We start from the raw sequence: 14,750 nt of genomic DNA, 5'->3' as shown, positions 1-14,750 counted from the left end.
CTCCATTCATTGTGATTTAGGTGCTAATAAAGTAAAATTAGGACTAGTATGTGAAGAGGGGTGCTAACAGTGGGAAAACTTGATGAAACAATGTTCTTTGACTTTGGCGATAATAAGCAAAACGATGTCAGAGAAACTTTAAAAACAGTCTACGATGCTCTTGAAGAGAAGGGATATAACCCTATTGATCAGATCGTTGGTTATTTAATTTCAGGTGATCCGGCATACATTCCACGGTTGAATGATGCTCGTAATTTGATTCGGAAACATCAGCGCGATGAGATTATCGAAGAACTCGTTCGATACTATCTATCTGAACAAATCGCTGATAGCAAAAAGGAAGAAAATTAATGAGATTAATGGGAATGGATGTCGGTTCAAGAACAGTCGGAATTTCAGTTAGTGATCAGTTAGGATGGACTGCTCAAGGTGTCGAGATTGTTCCAATCAATGAAGATGAAGAAATCTTCGGGATTGAACGCGTTAAAGAATTAGTAAAAGAATATGATGTTGTAGGTTTCGTATTAGGCTTGCCTAAAAATATGAATAACACTGAGGGACCAAGAGTTGAAGCAGCACGTAACTATGGTAAGTTATTGGAAGAAACTTTTGGATTACCCATCGATTTTCAAGATGAACGGCTAACGACTGTGGAAGCTGAGCGCATGTTGATTGAGCAAGCAGATACTTCTCGTTCAAAGCGAAAAAAAGTGATTGATAAATTAGCAGCTAGCCTGATTTTAGAAAACTACTTAAACGGACATGGAAAATTAATCGATAGATTAAAGTGAGGACAAGCATATGGATAACGAAGAACAAAAAATTACACTTGTTGACGAACACGGAAATGAAGAATTGTATAACGTACTATTTACGTTTGATTCAGAGGACTATGGTCGTTCATACGTCTTACTTTACCCATCAGAAGCAGAAGCAGATGAAGAGGTTGATATTCAAGCTTATGCCTTTATGCCTGATGAAAATCACGACTTAGGTGAAGGGGAATTGATTCCAATTGAATCTGATGAAGAATGGGATATGGTCGAAGAAGTCTTGAATACATTCCTTGGTGATCAAGACCAAGATTAATTTCCTAGAAACGGTCCTTGTTTGACGATGAGATATTATCTATCGGCGAGCGGGCCGTTTTTGATTTGAAATGAAATGAGATTGATATGAATAAGAAAATTTTAGATGTTTTAGAGTATGACAAGATTAAACAATCTATTCGGCAGTTTATAGCTACTGAAAATGGAACAAAAGAGTTACGTGAGCTAGTACCAAGTAGCGATGAAACTGAAGTACGAAACGCCTTAAAACAAACACTAGATGCAGTTAATATTTATCGTTTAAAGAATGGTATTCCAGTTCCGCGGCTTGAAGATGTGACAGAGGCACTTCAACGTTTGAAGATTGATGCTGCTTTAAACGGTCAAGAATTGGCTCAAATTGGTAGAATTCTAAGAGCTACACGAACGGTAATTAACTTTTTCGATGATTTAGAAAATGAAGAAATTGAAATCATTGCACTAGATCAAGTGATTGAGCAACTAGTAACTATTCCTGAAGTTGAAGAACGTTTAAGTAATTCAATTGAAGGAAACGGTCATTTGTTGAATTCCGCTTCAAGCGAACTAAGACGGATTCGTGCTTCCATTACCCGTATCGAGAGTGATGTGCGTTCACGAATGGAAAAATTCACACGTGGAAATAATGTTAAGTATTTAAGTGAACCAATCGTGACTATCCGAAACGAACGCTATGTTATTCCAGCTCGTGTTGAATATCGTTCTAAATTTGGTGGAGTAGTCCATGATCAAAGTTCATCAGGACAAACATTATACGTTGAACCTGAATCAGTAGTGGATTTGAATAATGAATTACGACAAAACCAAGTAGCAGAAGTCCATGAAGAGCAACGCATCTTACAAGAACTTAGTGCATTAGTAGCTCCTTACACAGATACATTAAAAGATAATAGTCGCATTTTGGGCCATTTAGATTTACTAAATGCTAAGGCCCAGTATGCTCATCAACTAAAAGCAACTGAACCGCAAATTTCAGCGTCCAATGAAATTAACCTACGAGAAGCAAGGCATCCTTTGATTGACCAAAAAAAGGTAGTTTCCAACGATATTAGACTAGGTGGAGAGTATGAGACACTCGTGATTACTGGACCTAATACCGGTGGTAAGACCATCACCTTAAAAACGGTGGGACTCCTTCAATTAATGGCACAGTCGGGAATGTTTATTCCAGCTAATGAGAATAGTACGGTTCGGATTTTTGAGGAAATATTTGCTGATATTGGGGATGAGCAATCCATCGAACAAAATTTGAGTACGTTCTCTTCCCATATGGATAATACAATTCGAATTTTAGGCAATTTAAATGAACGTTCCTTGGCATTATTTGATGAATTGGGTGCCGGAACAGATCCTAAAGAAGGGGCTGCACTTGCGATTGCTATTTTAGATAAAGTTCGCAGTACGGGGGCTGTTTCAATGACTACCACCCATTATCCAGAATTAAAGACTTATGGATATGAAAGAATGGGTACCATTAATGCTAGTATGGAATTCGATGTTGATACCTTGCAGCCTACCTATAAGTTATTATTAGGAATTCCTGGTCAGAGTAACGCTTTTGAAATTTCAAAACGTTTAGGTTTAGATAGTGATATCATCAGTCAAGCTCGGGGGCTAGTTGACCAAGATAGCCAAGATTTGAACAATATGATTAAAGATTTAACGACTCGTCAAAAACGAGCTCAAAAAATTAATCAACAAGCTGTGGAATTACTTAAACAAGCCGAGGAGTACCACCAAACCTTGGTCAAGGGAGTCGATAGCCTAAATTCGCAACGGAGCAATTTAATTGAGAGTGCTAAAGAAGATGCAAACCGAATTGTGAATGATAGTCAGGCCGAAGCAGACCGCATTATTAAACGTCTACGTAAGTTAGAACATTCCACAGGAAGTTTTAAGGAAAATGATTTAATCGACGCTAAAAGTAAAATTAACGCCCTTCATCAGGATACTAACCTTAAACGTAATAAAGTTTTACGACGTGCTAAAGAAGCTCAAAAATTCCATGAAAATGATGAAGTAGTGGTCTTAACTTATGGACAACGTGGGGAACTTCTTCGGCAAGTTGATAAAAAACATTGGGAAGTCCAAATGGGAATTATGAAAATGAAGGTTGCCGTTGATGAACTGGAAAAAGTTAAACCGGATAAGACGGTCAAGCGACGAGTTCATAACTCAGTTCAAAGAACGGCTTCTGCGGGAGTTAAAACAACCTTAGATTTACGTGGAAAACGTTATGAAGAAGCACTGACTGAAACCGATCGCTACATTGATGCTGCTTTGTTAGCAGGTTATGACGAGGTAACGATTGTTCATGGAAAAGGAACTGGGGCACTTAGAAGTGGGATTACCAAGTATCTTAAGAATAATCGTCGAATTAAAGCTTTTGAATACGCACCTGCGAATGCTGGTGGAAATGGTGCCACGATTGTTCATTTTAAATAATCCTTATAAAATGTAAGCTAATTATTTCATTTGCTACGCAAAGACTGGTATAGTTAACGTAACAAATTGTGAAAGAGGGTAATTAGAATGGTTGAAGCTATTACAGATGCAAATTTTGAAGAAAAAACAAATACTGGCGTAACACTAACTGATTTTTGGGCTACATGGTGTGGACCTTGTCGGATGCAATCACCTGTAGTTGAACAACTTGCTGATGAAATGGGCGATAAAGTTTCATTTTCTAAGATGGATGTTGATCAAAACCCTGAAACAGCAAGAAACTTTGGAATTATGAGTATCCCAACACTCTTGGTAAAAAAAGACGGAGCAGTCGTTGATTCAATCGTGGGATACCATTCTAAAGAACAATTAGCTAAGATTTTAGACCAATACATTTAATTAAATTGAGGTTAAGTAGAAACCAATTTATCAATAATTGGTTTCTTTTTTTATAGAGTTAGGTGGGTAACATGCTCCCTTTTTGTACTGAAATTTAGTATTATGGATGTATGTATAATTTTATTTAGTGGGGGAATTAAAATGGATAATCGTCCAATTGGTTTTATGGATTCAGGCGTCGGTGGTCTGACAGTTGTCAAAACAGCTCAAAAACTGTTACCTAATGAAGAAATTATCTTTATTGGAGATGAAGCAAGAATGCCGTATGGTCCTCGTCCCACAGCAGAAGTCGTTGAATTTTCACGACAGATGGCGTCATTTTTAATGACTAAAAATATTAAGGCGCTAGTGATTGCATGTAATACTGCGACCAACGCGGCGTTAGCGGTTTTACAAGCTGAATTACCCATCCCAGTAATTGGGGTGATTTTACCTGGCGCAATTGCAGCTAATAGGCAAACTAAAAATCAAAAAATTGGAGTTATTGCTACACTAGGCACAATTAAATCTGAGGCTTACCCAAAGGCTTTAGCTGAAATTAATACCAAATTACGCGCTTATCCGGTAGCATGCCAAGAATTTGTAGAAATTGCTGAAAAAAATGAACTTCATACAACGGCAGCTCAAAAAGTTATGAATGAAAAACTAGCTGAGTTTAGGCAAGATCAAATTGATACTTTGATTTTAGGCTGCACTCATTTTCCGCTTTTAGAAGAAGGTATCCAAGCAGCCGTTGGGCCTGATGTTACTTTAGTAGATCCAGGAGTGGAGACCGTTCACCAATTAATTGAAATTTTAACAAAACAAGCGCTTCAACATGCAGAAGGTCCTAAAGCGCAGGATCAATATTATTCAACGGGTAATATTAAGAATTTTGAAGAAATAGCGCGGACATTCTTAAATCAAGATCTAAGAGTTGAAGAAGTTAAAATTGACTAGGAGAAATTAGAATGAATAATGAAATTTTGATTGCCACGAAAAATGATGGAAAATTAAAAGAATTTAAACAAATTTTTGAACAAAAGGGCATTGTTGTAAAATCGCTGAAAGATATTAATGATGACGTTGAAATAGTTGAAAATGGCTTGTCGTTTGAAGAAAATGCCCGTTTAAAAGCAGACGGATACGCTAAATCAATTGGTATTCCAGTCCTTGCCGATGATTCAGGTTTGGAAATCGATGCTTTGAATGGACGCCCAGGAATTTTTTCGGCGCGTTACGCCGGTGATCACAATGATGCAGCTAACAATGCCAAAGTTCTTAGCGAATTGGGTGGCATTCCAGATGAAAAACGTACAGCAACGTTTCATTCAACCGTAGTTGTGCGCAAACCAGATGGAAGTGAGTTAGTGGCAAATGGAAATCTACGAGGACGAATTCTTGCTGTTCCGCGCGGTGACAACGGCTTTGGTTATGATCCTTTATTTTTTGTGGAAGCAAAGAATAAAACTTTAGCTGAAATGACGCGTGAAGAGAAAAATAAAATTAGCCATCGTGCATTAGCAATTGAAGATTTATTAGTAAACTTTGATAAATTCTGGGAATAAATAAAAAAGTATGCCATCAACATTGAACCCGTAGTAGAGTGAATTGGATCTAACTTTGGGTGATTATAAGATGGCATACTTTTTTACTAATTTTGAATTTTAATTTGTTCTTGGGCTAAAGTTCGTAGACAACGATCCAAAATCATAGTTTTCATCGGAGTTTGATAGCCGGCCTTAACCTTGGCAGAGATTTGAACTCCCAGATATCCGTAAGTCTTTTCGACTACAGGAGCGAGAACAATGGGAGTAGCTTTAATTTTATCGGTGTCTTGTTTAATCGAAGCTAGTTGGTCACGCAACAAGTCTTTAGCACGGTCAATTTCAAACGGATCACTGATTCGTAGAAAGATGGAAATAGTTTGACTTCCGCGAGAATGATTTGAAATTGTTGAAATGGAGCGATTCGGTAGGTAATGTAAAGTACCATCGAGTGCTTGAAGTTCAATGGTTCGTAAACCGATTGAAACGACGGTTCCATCGATGGATTGAATCGTAACACTATCACCAACACGTAGTTGGCCTTCAATTAAAATAGTTAGGCCGTTAATAACATCGGACACAATCCCTTGAGTCCCGAGACCAATCGCAACACTTAAGATTCCAGCACCGGCCAATAAAGTGCCCACTGGTACTCCTAAATTTGATAAAATAGTATAGACGTAAAAGAATAGGACGGAATACTTGAAAATATTTTTAACCACTGCGTAAACGGTTTGTGAACGAGCGGATTGTTTTTCAATTGGATCGTGATGTTGAAAACTATTACGGATGATATGTTTACCAATCCGATTAATAATCCAGAAAATAATGGTGATTAGAACGAGTTGGAAAAAATGTTCCATAAAAGCTACACCAATTTTTTCCCAATCAATATGAGTAAAGCTGGATTTTAATGATGGGAAGCCTGCTGCAATAGTAAGCATGTTTTTCATAAATAAAAATCGTCCTTTCAGTAATAATACTATTCTAACAGAATTTTGTAGCGAATAAGTAGGGGTTTTAATTGCACTTAATTATTTGTAATGCTATTCTGTAGTCATAAACGAACAGGAGGGGATCATTTGACAGGAGGCGGAATTGCTGCAATTATTGCTGCAGTAGCATTGCTTATTTTAGTTCTATTCATTGGATTAGTATTAGTGAATGCTTCTAAAACATTATCAGAGATTAATCGTAGTATGGCAGTGATCACACGGGATGTTGATCTTATATCACATGAAGCTGAAGGTATTATGGCAAATGCGAACGAACTTTTAGAAGATGTTAACGGAAAAGTCGCTACCATCGATCCATTGTTCCAAGCAGTTGCTGACTTGAGTGAAAGTACATCGGATTTAAACCAAGCAACTCGTCGTTTAGCTGGTCGGGTAAACCATACTGGAAAAAGCAAGAATACCGGTAAAGTAGCCACAGCCATGAATGTTGGTAAAGGTGCTATGAATATGTATAAGAACCATAAAGTTAAGAATAAATAGGGGGCTATCAGTATGTCAAAGAGTAGTTTTTTACTAGGTGTAATCTTGGGTGGAGCAGCTGCTACTGCAGCAGCAATTAAGTTAACAGATACAACACCTCAACAACTTAAGGAAGCTGCTATTGAGAAATTTGATGATTTCATGGAATCCAATGATTTTGATACAGCTACGCTTAAAGATCGAGCAGTTTCATCTGTAGATGATTTAAAACAACGAGGAATGGAATTAGCTAATCGTGCTAACAATAAATTTAATCCTGATTTAGAAGAGATGGATGAAGATTTAGTTATTGATAACATGGCAGAAGCGACTCCATATGAAAAACCCACTGAGGTATTTATGCCTCACAAAATCCAAGAATAAATAAAAAAAGATGGAAACTAGTAGCTATTGCTAGTTTTCATCTTTTTTATTTTGAAATGGTGATGATTTTACTCGGTAAGCATATTTATTGATTTTTACTTATAAAAGATAAATAATCAGATATGAAAAACGAAAACGTTTTCAAAAAGCTGAGGAGGAAATTATTCATGGCAGAAAAAATTCAAGCAGGAATAGCAATGTTAAAAGTAATTGAATCATGGGGTGTAGACCATATTTACGGTTACCCTGGGGGATCAATTAATTCAACTATGGATTCTTTGCAAAAAGAACAAGACAATATTAAATACATCCAAGTTCGACATGAACAAGTCGGGGCACTTGCAGCAGCAGCTGACGCCAAATTGACTGGTAAAATTGGGGTAGCTTTTGGGTCAGCAGGACCCGGCGCAGTCAACCTACTTAATGGATTGTATGATGCAAAGGAAGACCATGTTCCTGTTTTGGCAATTGTAGGACAAGTCCCACATACCCGAATGAATTATGATTACTTCCAAGAATTCAATGAATCTCCTATGTTCGATGACGTTGCGGTTTACAATCGAATTGTGATGACCCCAGAAAGTTTGCCATATGTAATTGATAAAGCGATTCGTATGGCATATAAAGAAAAGGGAGTAGCGGTAGTTATTATTCCGAATGACTTTGGCTACGTAGAAATCCCAACTGGCAATTATTCTACTGAAAAAACACGTAATCAACCTGAGATTAAACCTCAACCTGATTCTGAATTAGTGCAAGATGCTTGGGATATGATTAAAAATGCTAAATATCCAGTTATTCATTTAGGACAAGGTGCTCGCGGAGCCACCAAAGAAGTTGAGGCATTATCTGAAAAACTTCAAATTCCAATCGTAATTACTGGGTTAGCTAAGGGCGTAATCCCTGATGAATATGAGGGGAATATGGGGCCATTTAACCGAGCGGCTTCTAAGGTTTCTAATGAATTAATTAAGAAAACGGACCTTTTAATTTCAATTGGTGCTAACTTCCCATTTGCAGCAATTGTATATGGAGATCGACCATTTAAGTATATTCAAGTTGATAATGATCAAGCTATTTTTGGGCGCCATCATTCACTTGATTTAGGAATTTGGGCAGATGCTAAATTATTCGTTGAAAAATTGGATGAAATTAGCGAAGCCGTTCAACCGCGTCCATTCTACAAAGCGGCTGTGGCTGCCCAAAAAGACTGGCGTAAATACCTAAAGGGCTTGATGAATCGGGCAGATGGACCTCTAGAATACGAACAAGTTTATCAACAAATTAACCGAATTGCAGATGACGACGCCGTATTTTCAATGGATGTTGGGGATAATATTATTAATAGTTTCCGTTTCCTTGATATGAATCCTAAACAAAAAATCTTAACTTCAGCTTTGTTTGCAACTATGGGTTGTGGAATTCCTGGAGCAATGGCTAGCAAGTTAAGCTATCCAGATCGTCAAGTATTCAATATTGCTGGAGATGGAGCGTTCTCAATGGTAATGCAGGATATGATTACCGAAAAACGTTATAACTTACCAATCATTAACATCGTTACATCTAACCGCCATCTAAGTTTTATTAAGTCTGAACAAGATGACGTTCCTCAAGATGAATTCGGGGTAGATTTAACTGATGCTGACTACGCTAAAATTGCCGAAGGAATGGGTGTTAAAGGAATTCGAGTCGATGAAATTAGTCAGCTTGAAAAGGCCTTTGATGATGCTGTTGCAGAAGTAAAAGCTGGTCGTCCGGTGTTAATTGATGCCAATATCACGGATAAACGAGGGATTCCAGTTGAACTTGATTTGGAACAGGATGATACATTGTATACACCTGAATTTCTTAAAGAATGGGATGCAGAAGAATTGAAGCCATTTGATGAATATTTAGCTCAATATTCTGCCGAATAATTAGGCTATATAAAAAGCGCTTCGGCTTAGAACCGAAGTGCTTTTTGGTAGAAATATTATAGATATCTAAGTTCTTTTGAAGTATGGGTAAATGGTAGGCAACCATCCTTAGTGATGTGAACACAGTCTTCAATGCGAACACCAGCAACGCCAGGGATATAGATACCAGGTTCGATTGAGAAACACATACCTTCTTGGAGGATTAAATCGTTTCCTTCCATGATGGATGGGAATTCGTGTTCTCCCATACCCATTCCATGTCCTAGGCGATGAATGAAGTATTCACCGTAACCGGCCTTATCGATGATGTCACGTGCGACTTTATCTAAACTAGCAGCAGTAATTCCAGGTTTGGCGTAAGCTTGGGCAGTTAATTGAGCTTCTAGACAAACTTTGTAAATATCTTTTTGTTTGTCATTTAAAGTTCCTAAAGCGACCGTTCTAGAAGCATCACTAATATAACCATCATGGATGGTACCTAAGTCGAAAAGTACTAATTCATTATTTTGAATTTGGTTCATGCCAGTTGCACCATGGGGTTCAGCAGCATGAGCGCCCGCTTGAATGAGAGTATCAAAACTCATTTCCATTACACCACGCTTTTTTAAAGCATATTCAAGTTCAGCAGCAACATCAGCTTCAGTTTTACCAGCGGCAACTGCATTGAAACCAACTTCAAAGGCGTAATCAGCCTCTGCACCAGCAGCATTTAATTTTTCGATTTCGTCGGCAGTTTTAATCATACGAAGTTTTTCAAAAACTGGAGTTAAGTTTTGTTCAAATTTAGCATTTGGAAATTCAGAACGAAGTACTTCATAACGATCAAATGTAAGATTATTATTTTCAATTCCCCAGTGAATAGGGTTAGCATTGCGTTCACGAATATATTTAGCAATTAATTGAAAGGGCTTCTCGTGATCTAAATAACCATAAACGGGGTGATTCCATCCAGTATCTTTAATTGCTTCAATTTCTAGTGCAGGAGCAAATAAGAATGGTTCATGATCAGGAAAAACAAATAAAGCTAAAACGCGTTCGATAGGGTCGCTACCAAAACCAGTTAAGTATTTAATACTTTCAAAATTACTAATATATGCAACGTCTAACTTATGATCTGAAACCCATGCTTGGACTTTATCTAATTGTGACATTTAATCTCTTCTTTCTTATATTCGGATAGTTAGATTATAGCACATAGGGAAATAGGTAATAAAATAAAAAAAGGTTGCAAGTATGCTGAAAATTTGATAACGTATTCATGGCAATGAAAACAGAATGAAAACAAATAATATCAATGGAAGAGGTAATATAATATGGCAAAACAAACCATCACAATTTACGATGTTGCTCGAGAAGCGGGCGTTTCAATGGCCACAGTATCACGCGTTGTTAATGGAAATCCTAATGTTAAACCTGTTACAAGAAAAAAGGTTAACGAAGTAATCGAACGTTTGGATTACCATCCCAATGCAGTAGCTCGTGGTCTTGCTAGCAAGAGATCAACTACTATTGGAGTAATTCTACCAGATATTACTCAAATGTTTTTTGCATCGTTAGCACGAGGAATTGATGATATTGCTTCAATGTACAAATACAATATCATTTTAGAAAATTCTGACGAAGATGTTGATAAAAAGGTTGAAGTGCTTGAAAACTTACAAGCTAAGCAAGTAGACGGTATCATTTATATGGGGAATGCCGTTGACGATCGTTTACGAGAAGCGTTTAAAGCAGCTCGTACACCAGTCGTTTTTGCTGGTTCCGTAGATGATAAGAACACTTTGCCTTCTGTAAGTATCGATAATAAGGCTGCAGTATACGAAGCAGTCAATAAACTAATTGATAATAAAAATAAGAAGATTGCTTTTATCTCAGGTCCGCTTTCTGAACCCGTTAATGGTAAATTTAGATTAGAAGGTTATCGTCTTGCTTTAAGTGAAGCTAAAGTTGATTATGACGAAAATCTAGTTTTTGAAACAAGTAATACTTACGAAGATGGAGTTAAGTTAGCATCCGAAATTGCTTCTACAACGGGCGTTACGGCCGCTTTTGTTGCTAATGATAGTTTAGCGGTGGGCTTACTTAACGGCCTTCAAGATCTCGGCGTTAAAGTTCCGGAAGATTTCGAAATTATTTCAAGTAATAATACTAGCTTGACTAAGATGGTTCGTCCACAAATTAGTTCAATTGGTCACCCAATGTACGATACTGGGGCGGTTGCAATGCGTCTTTTAACTAAATTAATGAATAAAGAAGAAGTCGAAGAACGTAATATTACTCTTCCATTTGATATGGTCTTCAGACAATCTACTAAATAAAAGAAAAAATCCACTTCTACATTAGGTAGAAGCGGATTTTTTGTTTAATTATATGTTATAGGAAAAGTCCTTTATACAAAGCAACGGCACAAATACCAGCTAAGATTGGGGCAACAACGGGAACTGATGCGTAACCCCATTGAGATGATCCTTTATGTTTGATTGGGAGCATTGCGTGAACTAAACGGGGACCTAAGTCACGAGCAGGATTCAAAGCTGGACCAGTAGCACCACCAAGTGAAGCAACCAAAGTACCAACTAGAAAACCAAGTGCAATAAATACTGATCCTTTATTAGCCTCGAAATAAGGAGCATGAGTAAAGGCTGTAGCCCCAAAGAAGAGGACGAATGAACCAATAAATTCGTTAGCAAAACCATTCCAAGAGCTATGACTAGCATCAATTGTACTAAACGTACCTAAAATTGATTCAGTATTAGTAGTTAAATCATAATGAGGCTTGTAAGCAAAATAAACTACTAATTGTCCGAAAATAGCACCTAACATTTGGGCAATAATGAAAGGAAGGACCTGAGACCATGAGAACATTCCTGAAACTGCTAAACCAATGGTGAAAGCAGGATTAATTTGAGCTCCAGAAATAGTTCCAAACATTAATGCAGGGACCATTACACCACATCCGTACCCAACTGCGATGACTAACCAATCACTACCGTTACCTTTTGTACCTTTAAGCTCAACGTTAGCAACCGAACCATTACCTAAAAGAACTAAAATTGCTGTACCAAGAAATTCAGCTGCTAACTTGGCAAAAAAACTATATTCCATATTATGTAAAACTCCTTAAAAATAAAATTTACGTAAAACACACTGTTTATGAGTATATCTTATTTGAAAGGCAATATGCAAGGGCGATATGTAAAGCTTTCTTAACATTTCTCAAAAAATAAGAAAATTGGATGAAAACAAGTATAGCAAGTCTTAAGATATCTTGAAGAGTAATGAGAGATTACGGAATAGTGGTAAAATGAAGATATATTATGAGCTTAATGGAGGAGTGGTCCCAATCGAAGAAACAAGGATGACAAGAGAAACGCTTCAGGAAAAAAATCCGACAATTGACAGAAAACCAAGGCTGTTTTGGATAAGAGTCTTGATGATTATTTGTGGGTTATTACTATTTTTAACTTTCTCAGCTAAACAAACCGTCTTTAATGTAAACTATGTTCAAAGTCAGGTGGTTAAATCGAATGCGGCTAGTACAATTAATCAGCAAGTTAATACACAATTGCAACAAGCAGGGATTCAACAGACTAATTTGATCCCTGATAATGTAATTAATGATGAATTGAAGTCAATGATTGGTGAATTTTATGCTGGTGAGGAAGTCAAGTTAGATCAATCAATCATTACGGAAGAAGTTAATGCAAATATTGGCACGTCCGGAATGATACAACAAGGGATAGTTTCGATTATTGTTAATCAAGTTGCTAATATTTTTAATAGCCAGTTGGATACGCAAAAACTAACGCATTATGCGGGACAGGTAGCTAAATTACAAAAGTTGAATCAAATCATGATGGCGATTAGTGCAGTAGGACTGCTGATACTAACATTCTTTGCTTTCATTAAACGACGCGGTCTCAATTTATTAGGTTCCATGATGGTGACGGTTGGGGCATTTGCTACTGTGATTAGTGCCATCGCCTATGTATCAAATGTTCTTAATGATTTGCCAATCCAATATGCTGTAATTAAAGGGATTGTTGAGCAAGCAGGACAAGATATTTTATTACGTGAGTTAACTATGGCACTTGGTATTTTAATATTAGGAATCATTTTATTGGTGTTGTCTTTTGGGGCTAATCAGGTCAATAAAAAAAGAAGTAAAAATCGTTAATGATTTTTACTTCTTTTTTTATTTTAGTCTGACCACATATCATTTAAGACGATGGTTTGTTCACGATCAGGGCCGATTGAAAAGGCGCTAACTGGAACTCCAGTAATTTCTTCAATCTTTTTAAGATAATTTTTAGCATTAGCTGGTAATTCTTCGTAAGTAGTCATTTGAGTAAGATCTTCATCCCAACCTGGAAGAGTTTCATAAATTGGAGTTGAATTTTTAAGTTCTTTTTCTGAAGCAGGATAATACTTAATTACGCCGTGATCAGTTTGATAACCAGTACAGATTTTAAGTTCTTTAAATCCTGAAAGGACATCCAAACAGTTAACAACTAAATCAGTTAGCCCATTAACTTCTGAAACGTATTTCATTAATACGCCATCAAACCATCCAATTCGACGAGGTCGTTTAGTAACGGTACCATATTCATGAGCAATTTCACGGATTCGATCACCGACTTCGTTGATTTGTTCAGTTGGGAATGGGCCTTCACCAACGCGAGAAACGTAAGATTTACATACACCAATGACGTGTTTAATCTTAGTTACACCAATTCCTGCACCCGTAGCAGCTCCACCGGCAGTTGGATTAGAGGAAGTAACAAAAGGATAAGTACCATGGTCAATATCAAGCATAGTACCTTGAGCTCCTTCAAATAAGACGCGTTTATTATCATTTAAGTTAGTGTGAATTAGGTAGCTTGTATCAGTAATATAGTCCTTAAGAATTTCTCCATATTCAATGTACTGAGCGGTCAATTCCTTTAAGCTTGGAAGTTGATTCCAAAGATCTTCGTCCAGAATGCGTTTCTTTTGTTCAAGGTTAAAAGCAATTTTTTCTTCAAGAGTTTCGTTGTCTAATAGATCAATAGCTCGGATACCAATACGTTGCATCTTGTCCATGTATGCTGGGCCGATACCTTTATTAGTTGTTCCAATTTTTTCGCCATTTTTAGAACGATCACGTTCTTGTTGTTGATCTTGTAAGATGTGATATGGGAAAACAATATGAGCACGATCAGAAATTTTTAAATGATCAGTGTTAACACCTACTCCATTTAATTCTTTAATTTCATCAAGTAGGGTAGCAGGATTAATCACTGTTCCATTACCAATGATACAAATTGAATTAGGAGCAAGAATTCCGGAAGGGATTAAACGAAGAGCTAATTTTTGGTCGTTAACCACAAGTGAGTGACCAGCATTATCTCCACCTGAATAACGCACTGTAACATCAGCACTTTGTCCAAGAAAATCAATAATCTTTCCTTTTCCTTCATCGCCCCATTGGCTTCCTATTACTACTGTAGCTGTCATATTTATTCCTCCATTTTTATC

At 37.1% G+C, this 14,750-nt stretch carries 16 protein-coding genes; 12 read left to right on the top strand and 4 right to left on the bottom strand.

Annotated elements, in window-relative coordinates; all coding sequences use genetic code 11:
- Nucleotides 1–69: 69 nt before the first annotated feature.
- The 7 genes from PEPE_RS06110 (at nucleotide 70) to PEPE_RS06080 (ending at nucleotide 5,479) form a co-directional block, all read left to right on the top strand.
- Nucleotides 70–351 carry an IreB family regulatory phosphoprotein gene (locus PEPE_RS06110; RefSeq protein ID WP_002834384.1) on the top strand — a complete coding sequence of 94 codons (282 nt, stop codon included), beginning with the start codon at nucleotides 70–72 and terminating at the stop codon, nucleotides 349–351.
- Nucleotides 351–791: a Holliday junction resolvase RuvX gene (gene ruvX, locus PEPE_RS06105; protein WP_002834382.1), complete on the top strand. Its 441-nt coding sequence runs from the start codon at nucleotides 351–353 to the stop codon at nucleotides 789–791. The genes PEPE_RS06110 and ruvX overlap by 1 nt, the downstream gene beginning before the upstream one ends.
- A gap of 10 nt (nucleotides 792–801) precedes the next feature.
- Complete coding sequence (locus PEPE_RS06100) at nucleotides 802–1,089, top strand: DUF1292 domain-containing protein (RefSeq protein ID WP_002834381.1); 288 nt, start codon at nucleotides 802–804, stop codon at nucleotides 1,087–1,089.
- Between the two features lie 86 nt (nucleotides 1,090–1,175).
- A complete protein-coding gene (locus PEPE_RS06095; protein ID WP_011673576.1) occupies nucleotides 1,176–3,533 on the top strand; it encodes an endonuclease MutS2 in 2,358 nt (785 codons plus the stop codon).
- An 87-nt stretch (nucleotides 3,534–3,620) separates the two neighbouring features.
- Nucleotides 3,621–3,932 carry a thioredoxin gene (gene trxA, locus PEPE_RS06090; protein WP_002834378.1) on the top strand — a complete coding sequence of 104 codons (312 nt, stop codon included), beginning with the start codon at nucleotides 3,621–3,623 and terminating at the stop codon, nucleotides 3,930–3,932.
- 141 nt (nucleotides 3,933–4,073) lie between these two features.
- Nucleotides 4,074–4,871 carry a glutamate racemase gene (gene murI / locus PEPE_RS06085; RefSeq protein WP_011673575.1) on the top strand — a complete coding sequence of 266 codons (798 nt, stop codon included), beginning with the start codon at nucleotides 4,074–4,076 and terminating at the stop codon, nucleotides 4,869–4,871.
- 11 nt (nucleotides 4,872–4,882) lie between these two features.
- Entirely contained in the window at nucleotides 4,883–5,479 is a 597-nt protein-coding gene (locus PEPE_RS06080; protein ID WP_002834375.1) for an XTP/dITP diphosphatase, read from the top strand.
- Between the two features lie 86 nt (nucleotides 5,480–5,565).
- On the opposite strand, the gene PEPE_RS06075 is transcribed toward PEPE_RS06080, so the two are convergent.
- Nucleotides 5,566–6,411 (bottom strand): mechanosensitive ion channel family protein, encoded by an 846-nt coding sequence (locus tag PEPE_RS06075; RefSeq protein ID WP_002834374.1) that lies wholly within the window; start codon nucleotides 6,409–6,411, stop codon nucleotides 5,566–5,568.
- A gap of 129 nt (nucleotides 6,412–6,540) precedes the next feature.
- Here PEPE_RS06075 and PEPE_RS06070 point away from each other — a divergent pair, with 129 nt between their 5' ends.
- The 3 genes from PEPE_RS06070 (at nucleotide 6,541) to spxB (ending at nucleotide 9,233) form a co-directional block, all read left to right on the top strand.
- A complete protein-coding gene (locus tag PEPE_RS06070; protein WP_011673574.1) occupies nucleotides 6,541–6,954 on the top strand; it encodes a DUF948 domain-containing protein in 414 nt (137 codons plus the stop codon).
- Nucleotides 6,955–6,966: 12 nt separating this feature from the next.
- Nucleotides 6,967–7,317 carry a hypothetical protein gene (locus tag PEPE_RS06065; protein ID WP_002834372.1) on the top strand — a complete coding sequence of 117 codons (351 nt, stop codon included), beginning with the start codon at nucleotides 6,967–6,969 and terminating at the stop codon, nucleotides 7,315–7,317.
- Between the two features lie 167 nt (nucleotides 7,318–7,484).
- Nucleotides 7,485–9,233 (top strand): pyruvate oxidase, encoded by a 1,749-nt coding sequence (gene spxB / locus PEPE_RS06060; protein WP_011673573.1) that lies wholly within the window; start codon nucleotides 7,485–7,487, stop codon nucleotides 9,231–9,233.
- 56 nt (nucleotides 9,234–9,289) lie between these two features.
- On the opposite strand, the gene PEPE_RS06055 is transcribed toward spxB, so the two are convergent.
- The gene (locus PEPE_RS06055) at nucleotides 9,290–10,384 is read right to left on the bottom strand and encodes a M24 family metallopeptidase (protein WP_011673572.1); all 1,095 of its coding nucleotides are present in this window, start codon (nucleotides 10,382–10,384) and stop codon (nucleotides 9,290–9,292) included.
- A gap of 162 nt (nucleotides 10,385–10,546) precedes the next feature.
- On the opposite strand from PEPE_RS06055, the gene ccpA reads away from it, so the two are divergent.
- Nucleotides 10,547–11,551, top strand: coding sequence for a catabolite control protein A (ccpA, locus tag PEPE_RS06050; RefSeq protein ID WP_002834368.1), 1,005 nt, complete (start codon nucleotides 10,547–10,549; stop codon nucleotides 11,549–11,551).
- A 55-nt stretch (nucleotides 11,552–11,606) separates the two neighbouring features.
- Here ccpA and PEPE_RS06045 read toward each other — a convergent pair whose 3' ends face one another.
- Nucleotides 11,607–12,338, bottom strand: a complete 732-nt coding sequence (locus PEPE_RS06045; RefSeq protein WP_002834367.1) for an MIP/aquaporin family protein — start codon at nucleotides 12,336–12,338, stop codon at nucleotides 11,607–11,609.
- Nucleotides 12,339–12,537: 199 nt separating this feature from the next.
- Here PEPE_RS06045 and PEPE_RS06040 point away from each other — a divergent pair, with 199 nt between their 5' ends.
- Nucleotides 12,538–13,410: a hypothetical protein gene (locus tag PEPE_RS06040; RefSeq protein WP_205598753.1), complete on the top strand. Its 873-nt coding sequence runs from the start codon at nucleotides 12,538–12,540 to the stop codon at nucleotides 13,408–13,410.
- Nucleotides 13,411–13,433: 23 nt separating this feature from the next.
- On the opposite strand, the gene PEPE_RS06035 is transcribed toward PEPE_RS06040, so the two are convergent.
- Entirely contained in the window at nucleotides 13,434–14,729 is a 1,296-nt protein-coding gene (locus PEPE_RS06035; RefSeq protein ID WP_002834365.1) for an adenylosuccinate synthase, read from the bottom strand.
- Nucleotides 14,730–14,750: the final 21 nt, after the last annotated feature.

The sequence above is a fragment of the Pediococcus pentosaceus ATCC 25745 genome (assembly GCF_000014505.1).
In the GTDB taxonomy this organism is placed as follows: domain Bacteria; phylum Bacillota; class Bacilli; order Lactobacillales; family Lactobacillaceae; genus Pediococcus; species Pediococcus pentosaceus.
Note: the sequence above shows the minus strand (reverse complement) of the source record. Positions and strands in the feature narration are given on the sequence as shown.

What these genes read in the sequence shown, in the direction of transcription:
- PEPE_RS06040 (WP_205598753.1), top strand. Translation starts at nt 12,538, where the DNA reads ATGAAGATATATTATGAGCTTAATGGAGGAGTGGTCCCAATCGAAGAA.
- PEPE_RS06045 (WP_002834367.1), bottom strand. Translation starts at nt 12,338, where the DNA reads ATGGAATATAGTTTTTTTGCCAAGTTAGCAGCTGAATTTCTTGGTACA.
- trxA (WP_002834378.1), top strand. Translation starts at nt 3,621, where the DNA reads ATGGTTGAAGCTATTACAGATGCAAATTTTGAAGAAAAAACAAATACT.
- ruvX (WP_002834382.1), top strand. Translation starts at nt 351, where the DNA reads ATGAGATTAATGGGAATGGATGTCGGTTCAAGAACAGTCGGAATTTCA.
- PEPE_RS06080 (WP_002834375.1), top strand. Translation starts at nt 4,883, where the DNA reads ATGAATAATGAAATTTTGATTGCCACGAAAAATGATGGAAAATTAAAA.
- PEPE_RS06065 (WP_002834372.1), top strand. Translation starts at nt 6,967, where the DNA reads ATGTCAAAGAGTAGTTTTTTACTAGGTGTAATCTTGGGTGGAGCAGCT.
- spxB (WP_011673573.1), top strand. Translation starts at nt 7,485, where the DNA reads ATGGCAGAAAAAATTCAAGCAGGAATAGCAATGTTAAAAGTAATTGAA.
- PEPE_RS06055 (WP_011673572.1), bottom strand. Translation starts at nt 10,384, where the DNA reads ATGTCACAATTAGATAAAGTCCAAGCATGGGTTTCAGATCATAAGTTA.
- PEPE_RS06100 (WP_002834381.1), top strand. Translation starts at nt 802, where the DNA reads ATGGATAACGAAGAACAAAAAATTACACTTGTTGACGAACACGGAAAT.
- murI (WP_011673575.1), top strand. Translation starts at nt 4,074, where the DNA reads ATGGATAATCGTCCAATTGGTTTTATGGATTCAGGCGTCGGTGGTCTG.
- PEPE_RS06095 (WP_011673576.1), top strand. Translation starts at nt 1,176, where the DNA reads ATGAATAAGAAAATTTTAGATGTTTTAGAGTATGACAAGATTAAACAA.
- ccpA (WP_002834368.1), top strand. Translation starts at nt 10,547, where the DNA reads ATGGCAAAACAAACCATCACAATTTACGATGTTGCTCGAGAAGCGGGC.
- PEPE_RS06075 (WP_002834374.1), bottom strand. Translation starts at nt 6,411, where the DNA reads ATGAAAAACATGCTTACTATTGCAGCAGGCTTCCCATCATTAAAATCC.
- PEPE_RS06035 (WP_002834365.1), bottom strand. Translation starts at nt 14,729, where the DNA reads ATGACAGCTACAGTAGTAATAGGAAGCCAATGGGGCGATGAAGGAAAA.